This is a genomic window from Verrucomicrobiota bacterium (assembly GCA_019247695.1).
Classification (GTDB): domain Bacteria; phylum Verrucomicrobiota; class Verrucomicrobiia; order Chthoniobacterales; family JAFAMB01; genus JAFBAP01.
The window spans coordinates 1-7,881 of sequence record JAFBAP010000055.1 but is presented as its reverse complement, the minus strand read 5'-3'; the positions used below and the strand labels follow the sequence as shown (position 1 = coordinate 7,881).

The following is a 7,881-nucleotide window of genomic DNA, read 5'->3' as shown; positions in this document are numbered from 1 at the left end:
CGCCCGCTGGTGATTGGCGATGCCCGTCGCCTCCGTGAGGCCGGCCGCATCGTCAATTCCAAGCTGGAGGTCAACGCGATCAACCATCCGTCCGAGGCGCAATTCAGGCTTGGCATTGCGGATTGCATCGACCTGAACCTCATCCCCGAAGGGCTCCCCTGGGGGCAGCTCTCACCGATCTGCGGCGAGGCCGCCTACCAGTACCTGGCCCGCGCCGTCGAGTTGGCCCAGGCCGGCGAAATTGACGCCATCTGCACGGCGCCGCTCAACAAAGAGGCCCTGCACGCGGGCGGTCACCGGTTTCCCGGACACACCGAAATGCTGGCTCACCTCACCGGAACGCCGGAGGTCTCGATGATGCTTTCAACGCCGAAGCTGAAAGTCATTCACGTGACCACCCACATCGGGCTGATCGATGCCGTCGCCAAGATCGAGCCCGGGCTGGTCGAGCGCACCATCGCGCGGGCGCACGACGTCTTGACTCGCGCCGGCATTGCGCGCCCGCGGATCGGCGTCTGCGGTATCAACCCGCACGCGGGCGAGCACGGCCTGTTCGGGCATGGGGAGGAAGAAACAAAAATCGAGCCGGCGGTGCGCGCCTGCCAGGGGCGAGGCTGGGACGTGCAGGGACCGCTGCCGGCCGATACCCTGTTCTTTCGCGCGGGCCGTGGCGACTTTGATATCGTGGTCGCGATGTACCACGATCAGGGGCACGGGCCGGTGAAGGTGCTTGGCATCGAGGCGGGGGTCAACATTACCGTCGGTCTGCCGGTTATACGAACCTCCGTCGATCACGGCACCGCCTTCGACATCGCGGGCACCGGGAAAGCCGACGAGCGGAGCCTGCTGGTCGCGCTGCAGCAGGCGGCGGAACTCGCGCCAAAGAAAGCTGCCGCGACGCCACGTTGACTTCAGGTAGCTAAAACAGATTCAGACGACGTATTTGCCAGCAAGCTCAGCAGTGTCTTGAGGCACTTGGAACCTGATGCACCCGCGGCTCCTGCCGCCCACTGAGAGGAAAAAAAATGGCCGAATTCGATGCCTTCGGTACTGCGGTCATCATCGCGATGGTGGTCGCGTACATCCTGCTCACCAGCTGGCTGACGGTGCGACTGCGCAGCCGGACTGTCGACCAGTTCATGACGGCCTCGCATTCGCTGCCCGCCGCGGTCATCGGCGTGCTGCTGATGTCCCGGTTTATCGGGGCCAAGTCGACGGTCGGCACCGCGCAGGAGGCGTTCGGCTCCGGGGTTTCGGTGAGCTGGTCGGTGCTGGGCGCCTCGATCGGCTTCCTGTTGTTCGGACTGTTTTTCGTCAAAAGGCTATACGGATCCGGCGAGTACACGATTTCGGCCGCGATCGCCCAGAAATTCGGACGGTCCACCATGCTGACCGTATCGCTTATCATGAGCTACGCGTTGCTGCTGGTAAACGTCGGCAACTACATCGGCGGCGCGGCCGCCATCGCCAAAACCAAAAGTGGAAATTCCTCGGCGGAGGCGCCGGCACCGTCCCTTGTACTGCCCGATATCAGGGGCTAATCGCCACGGAATTGGCACCAGTCCCCGCAGCGTCGAAAGGTGAACCTTTCACGGGCGTCAGGGCCCCATCCGGACCGATGCGGTAGGCCGAGATGCTGCTGTCCGTAAAGTCGGGGAACGTGCCGTGGTTGGCCACATAGACAAAGCGGCCCAAGAAATCGACGGCCACGGCCACGGGTCTGACCCCCGCCGGGAAGGGCGAACCGGTCACCGGCGCCAGTGCCCCATCCGGGCCGATGGCGTAAGCCGAGACGTTGTTGCTCTCCCCGTTTGCTGCATAGAGAAAGCGGCCTGGGAGGTCCACCGCCACCGAAAAGGGGGCGGTCCCCGTCATGAAAGGCGAACCGGCTACCGGCGTCAGGATCCCGTCCGAACCGATGTGGTAGGCTGAGATGCTGCCGTTCCCGCTGGACGCGTTTGCCACGTAGACAAACCGTCCCAAAATGTCCACCGCCACGGAACTGGGAAACGCCCCTGCAGCAAAGGGCGAACCGGCCACGGGCGTTAAGGTCCCATCCAGGCCGATGCCGTAGGCTGAGATATTGTTGTTGAGGTGGTTGGCCACATACACGAAACGGCCCGCGACGTCCGCCGCCGCTGAAAACGGGGCGGTCCCTGTCGTGAAGGGCGAACCGGCTACCGGCGTCAGGCTCCCGTCAGAACCGATGCGGTAAGCTGAAACGTTGTTACTGCCGGTATTTACCGCGTAGACAAACCGTCCCAAAAAGTCCACCGCCACCGAAAGGGGTCCATTGCCCGCATCAAAGGGCGAACCGGCCACGGGCGTTAAGGCCCCCCGTGAACCGATGTGGAACGCCGAGATACTGCCAAGAGCGGGGGCGATGCCCGTGTTTGCCACATAGACGAAATGACCTAAGGGATCCACCGCTACGGAACTGGGCGTGTTCTCCGTGGCGAAGGGTGAACCAGCCACGGGCATCAGAGCCCCATGTGGGCCGATGCGGTAGGCTGAAACGTCGTTACCGGCCGAATTTGTCACATAGAGGAATCCGGCCCGCCCAAGTTGGGCGCCATCTTGACCTTGTGCGTGAGCAAGAATAGGCTTGCCCGGGCCGACGATCAGCACGACAAGGGTAAGCAAGGCTGAGGCAAAACCGGCCCGGATTTGACTCCTCTTCGGACGGGTCCTGTTTGGAAAAACAGGATTGGGCAAGAGCGATCCGGAGCTAGATGGACAGTATAGGATGGGGGGCTTCATGGCGAGACGCTAAAGGGACCAACTTTAAAGGCTCAGGAGCCCTATAGCAAGACGGCGCTGCTTCGATGGCAGCCTGTAACGAGCCAAGCACCCAGTTGGGCCACCCGAAAACGGGGTTTTTGGACCTCCTGGATCACGACCAAATGCTCGAGGAACCCAGCCGTTGCTTAAAATCGTCGGCTTACAGCGATCACGCTTCTGGTGATCAACAACGCCTTTATCCTGGTGCACATCGAGCCCCTGCAAATCCAGTCCGTGTACGGACTCGTCATTCTTGGGGCGATCTCGGCCGACGCCTACGTCACACGAAAAGCCCATCAACCGCGATTAACACGAGTCAAGAAATGAACAAAAAAGTTGCGTCCCTCTTAGGCAGTTGGGACTTCTTTTTGGCCCTCCTCTTCGTTTGCGCGTTCGCTTACGCCTGCGTCAGCGTGCCGCATTTTTCGGATCCGTTTAACCTCTCGCAAGCCGGCGCCGAGATGACCGAGAAGGCCCTGATGCTGCTGCCGATGGTTTTATTGATCATCGTCCGGGAGATCGACCTGTCCATCGCGAGCATCCTCGCCTTCTGCAGCGTGATTCTGGGCATGATGGTGCGGGCGGGTGCGCCCCTCCCCCTTGCGATTCCCGTCGTGCTCTTGGCCGGTATCGCCGCCGGGGCGGTGAATGGATACGTCGTCTGCCGACTCGGGCTCCCTTCCCTCATCGTGACGTTAGGTACCATGGCGCTGTTTCGCGGCCTTGGGTACATTCTGCTTGGTGCAGGTGCGATCAACACGTTGCCAGATTCCTTGACTAACTTTGGTTTGAACACGATCGGCCCGGTGCCTATCCCTTGGGTCACCGTCCCTTTCATCATCGCCGCGGTCCTGTTTACGGTGGTGCTTCAGTGCACGCCCTTAGGGCGAAAGATCTACGCCGTGGGCGGCAACCCCGCCGTCGCGCGATACTCCGGCATCCGCGTCAACCGCATCCGTTTCGGGTTGTTCGTGGTTTCCGGGCTGATGAGCGCCCTCGCCGCGATTATTCTCACGGCCCGCCTGAGTAACGCGCGAGCAAACAACGCCTTCGGTTACGAACTGGACGTCATCACGATCGCCTTTCTTGGCGGCATCAGCGTGTTTGGAGGCAAGGGCAACTACATCGGGGTATTTTTTGCCCTCGGCTTGGTGGCGCTAACCCGGAACGTGCTTGGGTTGCGGGGGATGGGAGGGGATGACCAAGGCATCGCGGTCGGATTGCTCTTAATCCTGTCGTTGTTGTTGACCAACACCATCCAACGGTTCGTGACCTATGCCAAGATAAGGCGCTCCCTGAGAGGTGTGGACGGCGCAAAGGTAGAACCGCAGAAAGCGAGCGCATCAAGCGGGTCGCCGAGGGCTCCCTTCAGCAGCTGAAGGTGATGCCATTGACCTGCTTTACCAGCACCGCGTTGATGCATGCCCCTGCCGGAGCGACTGGCGAGTGACAACTTTTGGTTCAGCTCCAGGGACGGCTCATGCGTTTGGCAACACAGCCGTATACGTGCCGTGCCTGGCCGTTCCGGTTTGTCGCATATCGCCGTGCAAGCCCCGGGGTGCCGGTTTCGCGCCCGAGATAATTGTAACCCGCTGATTCGGGGCCGTCTTTATATGCTGGTTCCTTCATGCTTGCCACCCTGTTCAGATCGTTCACCCCGCGGGAAGTGCCGCTGCTCCGGCGAGCACCTGAACGATTTGAGGGACAGGATGGCGACTCTGCAATGCCCGCGCAGTCAGGAACGGCTTTGCCGGTGTTTGTGCATGTCCACGTGCCAAAATGCGGGGGCACCACGTTGAACCTGCTTTTGGAACGCTGGTTCGGAAAAGGCTTCGAACGTTGGTACTCCAGAATTCCTGAGCGTACCTGGTCCCTCTCGGAGATGGAAACCTTTGTGGCGGCGCGCCCGCATTTACGGTGCTTCGCTTCGCACGAGCTCCGTGAATTCCCGCAAGTGCTGGCGGGCCGGCCCGCGCTCTACTTTACGTTTTTACGCGAACCGGTCGATCGGGTGGTTTCCTGTGCAAAACATTTAATTCGGGAATGCGCGACGCCGAATCCGAACTTCGAGCGGTACCTGCCGGCAAAAAACACGGCCGTCGATGTTCCGTCGGTGTTGCGCGGCTGGATCGACACTGGGACCGGGCCAAACCGGAAAACCCACGTTGAAGCGAGTTCGCTGGCCCGATTTTTCTTCCACGGCTCGCTGGCCACCCTTAAGGGTTTGGGACGGGTCACCGCCACACCAGGCAGAGCAAACCGGTGCGAGGAGCGTGACGACCAGGTGGCCTTTGCCATGGCCCTGACGGAACTTAGACGATTTTTCTTTGTGGGCGACTTTGCTCATTTGCAACGCGATATTGCCCGCTTCGCCGCCTCACTGCAGCGGTTTGGAGTTCTTGCCAGCGTCGGGGTTGTGCCGCATGAACGCCGGTCCGCCGAGGGGAGTTTCGGCTCTGACGCTGAGGAAGCCGAAATCAGGCATCGACTCCGCGCGGTGCTGCCGATCGACGTGGCGCTCTATGAGACGTTGCCGCTATGGCAGCCTCGCGGCGGTCACGCGGCGGGCTCGGCAGACGAAGCGTTCGGCGTTCAGATCGGCACCACGGGGGCCAGGTGACGGGGCCAGGCGCGGCCGCCACGTTGCGCGCATCATACGCCGCACCCTGACCCCCGGCGCTTGCCCATACCGAGATCTTGCCGCCTGCCGTCCGGCAAGGTACCATCCGGCCCAGAAGAGGGGGGTTACCGGATGTGCAGGATGATCGCGGCAGTTGGGAGGTTTGACGCAGCATCGATCGCAGACGCCGCTGTGGCCATGAGCCAGGGGCGAACCGCAGCGCATGAATTCCCTGACCGCCGTCATTTCGACGGCTGGGGCGCCGTTTACCTTGACGCTCAAGACCGGCTGGGATGCATCCGGGACGAAGCGCCGATTTCAACGAACCGGGCGGATCCCAGGCTGACCGCAGCCCGTGGCCGGTTGTTAGCGGTTCACACCCGCGCCGCGTCTGTGAAGTCCAAGACCGGCATCAGCTACGTTCATCCCGTCGAGGGCGCCGTTGCAGGCCGGACGGCGTACTTTTTTCATAACGGGTATGCGCCGGACATTTTTCGAGAGCTGGGCTACGAGAGTTCACTCTGGGATAGCCGCGAATTGTTTGAATGGCTGATCCCGGCGTTCGAGGCTGCCGACCGGCAGACGGCCTTGAATGAGCAGCTCAAGAAGCTTCCAGCCAACACAACTTCAGCCAACTTCATGCTGGTCGAACCAACCGGGCTAACGGTCTGCAACTGGTTTGCGGAGCCGAGCCCGTCGCCGAAGTACTTCACGATGCATCTCACCAGGAGCGAAGAAACGCTCTTCATCGCTTCTGATCCGGTCATTGAACTGGCTCAGGCCACCCGGTGGGAAGCGGTCGGCAACCGGACGATCATGACGTTTAGCCTCTAGGAGACCCGTATGCAGCTGGTCGAGATTTCCAAGCTCCTTCACGATCGCGGCATTGAGTTTATCCGCTTTGAACAAACCGATACCCACGGTATCTCCCGCTCCAAAACCGTGCCACGGCAGCACTTCGAATACTTTGCTCAGCACGGATTAAATTTCCTGCTGGGACAGTTAGGATTCGATGTTCAGGCTAACGTCGCAGCGGGCACCGGCTATCTCGAGGAACTCGGTTTCCCGGATAGCCGTATCAAACCTGACCTCGACACCTTCCAAATCCTGCCATGGACCGACAAAACGGCCCGGGTCCTGTGTGAACCTCACTACGTCGATGGCCGTCCTGCCCTGGCTGCGCCGCGCCTGGTGGTAAGAAGACTGTTAGCCGACCTGGAGGCCCTGGGGTACCGGCTGATGAGCGGCTATGAGTATGAATTCTATTTGGTGGATGCGGAGACTCATCAGCCGCCCTTTCCCGGGATTCAGATTTTTGCCACGCTGCGCAACAATTTCAACCAGGCGCTGGTGTATGACGTTTTGCGACACATGTCTGCGGTTGGCGTAGACGTCATCACGGCCAACGCGGAGTATGGGCCGGGACAGATGGAAATTAACTTCGCGCCTGCCTGGGGGGTGACCGCCGCCGATCACGCATTCACCTTCAAAAACGGGGTTAAAGAAATTGCCCGGCACCACGGGATGGCGGCTTCCTTCATGACCAAACCTTACATCGACCAAAGCGCGAGCGGGTGCCACTTTCACCAGTCGCTCTGGTCAGAGGGTAGGAACGCCTTTGCGGACCCCGGACGGGAGGACGGTTTATCGGACGTATGCCGCCATTTTCTGGGCGGACAACTCGCCCATGCACGGGCGATCTGCGCGCTGGCGGCGCCGACGGTCAACTGTACGAAACGTTACAAACTTTATTCGTTTGCCCCGGTCAACGCGACCTGGGGTTTCGAGAATCGGACCACCGCCATTCGCGTCAAGGGAAACGGGGACGAGAGCACCCACATTGAAAATCGCTGCGGTTGCGGTGCCTCGAACCCGTATTTGCTCATGGCGGCCTGCCTGGCGGCAGGAATCGATGGGTTGAAAAACAAAATCGAACCGCCCGTACCCGTGACGGGGATGGCCTACGGGCTGCCCGGCGTCATCGACCTGCCGACCCGGCTGGAAGAGACGCTCGATGCGCTGGGGCGGGATACCGTGATGCAGGAAGCGCTGGGAGCGGAGTTCATAAAATTGTTTGTCGCAGTCAAGCGGCATGAAGTCGACAAGGCGAAAGCCGCGATCGCCGTTTACGACACGCCGGCATTTCACGACCGTGTGGACCCGTGGGAGTGGAACGAATACTTCGAGTTCCTTTGACCGGGCCGGCTTTGAGGTAAACCGGGATGGAAAGCGCTCACGATAGCGCCGCGTCACGGCCTCGAAGCGTCGTTCCTGCCCAAGATCTTTGAGAATCATCCGCAGAACACGCAGAAGGACGCAGAAACGAGAAAACGTCCACAGATTACACAGATTGACACAGATTAAGGCCCGTGGGGCAAAGCCGCTCCGAACCCCACCCGGCACCCGGCACTCGACACCCGGCACTTTCATTTTCATCTGCAGAACACGCAGAGGAAGGCATCCATACCTCACGCGGGTAG

8 protein-coding genes are annotated in these 7,881 nt (G+C 60.7%); 7 read left to right on the top strand and 1 reads right to left on the bottom strand.

What is annotated here, in order from left to right:
* Together pdxA and JO015_05880 are read left to right on the top strand one after the other, a co-directional pair.
* Nucleotides 1-909: 4-hydroxythreonine-4-phosphate dehydrogenase PdxA (gene pdxA, locus JO015_05885; protein ID MBV9998628.1), on the top strand; the 909-nt coding region annotated here is incomplete at its 5' end.
* 116 nt (nucleotides 910-1,025) lie between these two features.
* Complete coding sequence (locus JO015_05880; protein ID MBV9998627.1) at nucleotides 1,026-1,541, top strand: hypothetical protein; 516 nt, start codon at nucleotides 1,026-1,028, stop codon at nucleotides 1,539-1,541.
* Here the strand turns inward: JO015_05880 and JO015_05875 are convergent.
* Nucleotides 1,531-2,643: a beta-propeller fold lactonase family protein gene (locus tag JO015_05875; protein MBV9998626.1), complete on the bottom strand. Its 1,113-nt coding sequence runs from the start codon at nucleotides 2,641-2,643 to the stop codon at nucleotides 1,531-1,533. The genes JO015_05880 and JO015_05875 overlap by 11 nt on opposite strands.
* 318 nt (nucleotides 2,644-2,961) lie before the next feature.
* On the opposite strand from JO015_05875, the gene JO015_05870 reads away from it, so the two are divergent.
* The 5 genes from JO015_05870 (at nucleotide 2,962) to JO015_05850 (ending at nucleotide 7,597) form a co-directional block, all read left to right on the top strand.
* Complete coding sequence (locus JO015_05870) at nucleotides 2,962-3,108, top strand: hypothetical protein (protein ID MBV9998625.1); 147 nt, start codon at nucleotides 2,962-2,964, stop codon at nucleotides 3,106-3,108.
* On the top strand, nucleotides 3,105-4,160 hold the full coding sequence (locus JO015_05865; protein MBV9998624.1) for an ABC transporter permease: 1,056 nt from the start codon (nucleotides 3,105-3,107) through the stop codon (nucleotides 4,158-4,160). The genes JO015_05870 and JO015_05865 overlap by 4 nt, the downstream gene beginning before the upstream one ends.
* 248 nt (nucleotides 4,161-4,408) lie before the next feature.
* Nucleotides 4,409-5,401 carry a sulfotransferase family 2 domain-containing protein gene (locus JO015_05860; GenBank protein ID MBV9998623.1) on the top strand — a complete coding sequence of 331 codons (993 nt, stop codon included), beginning with the start codon at nucleotides 4,409-4,411 and terminating at the stop codon, nucleotides 5,399-5,401.
* A gap of 141 nt (nucleotides 5,402-5,542) precedes the next feature.
* The gene (locus JO015_05855; protein MBV9998622.1) at nucleotides 5,543-6,235 is read left to right on the top strand and encodes a hypothetical protein; all 693 of its coding nucleotides are present in this window, start codon (nucleotides 5,543-5,545) and stop codon (nucleotides 6,233-6,235) included.
* Nucleotides 6,236-6,244: 9 nt separating this feature from the next.
* Entirely contained in the window at nucleotides 6,245-7,597 is a 1,353-nt protein-coding gene (locus JO015_05850) for a glutamine synthetase (GenBank protein MBV9998621.1), read from the top strand.
* The last annotated feature ends 284 nt before the right edge of the window (nucleotides 7,598-7,881 follow it).

Excerpts from the sequence above, each read along its gene's own strand:
- JO015_05880 (MBV9998627.1), top strand. The coding sequence starts at position 1,026 with ATGGCCGAATTCGATGCCTTCGGTACTGCGGTCATCATCGCGATGGTG.
- JO015_05865 (MBV9998624.1), top strand. The coding sequence starts at position 3,105 with ATGAACAAAAAAGTTGCGTCCCTCTTAGGCAGTTGGGACTTCTTTTTG.
- JO015_05860 (MBV9998623.1), top strand. The coding sequence starts at position 4,409 with ATGCTTGCCACCCTGTTCAGATCGTTCACCCCGCGGGAAGTGCCGCTG.
- JO015_05855 (MBV9998622.1), top strand. The coding sequence starts at position 5,543 with ATGATCGCGGCAGTTGGGAGGTTTGACGCAGCATCGATCGCAGACGCC.
- JO015_05850 (MBV9998621.1), top strand. The coding sequence starts at position 6,245 with ATGCAGCTGGTCGAGATTTCCAAGCTCCTTCACGATCGCGGCATTGAG.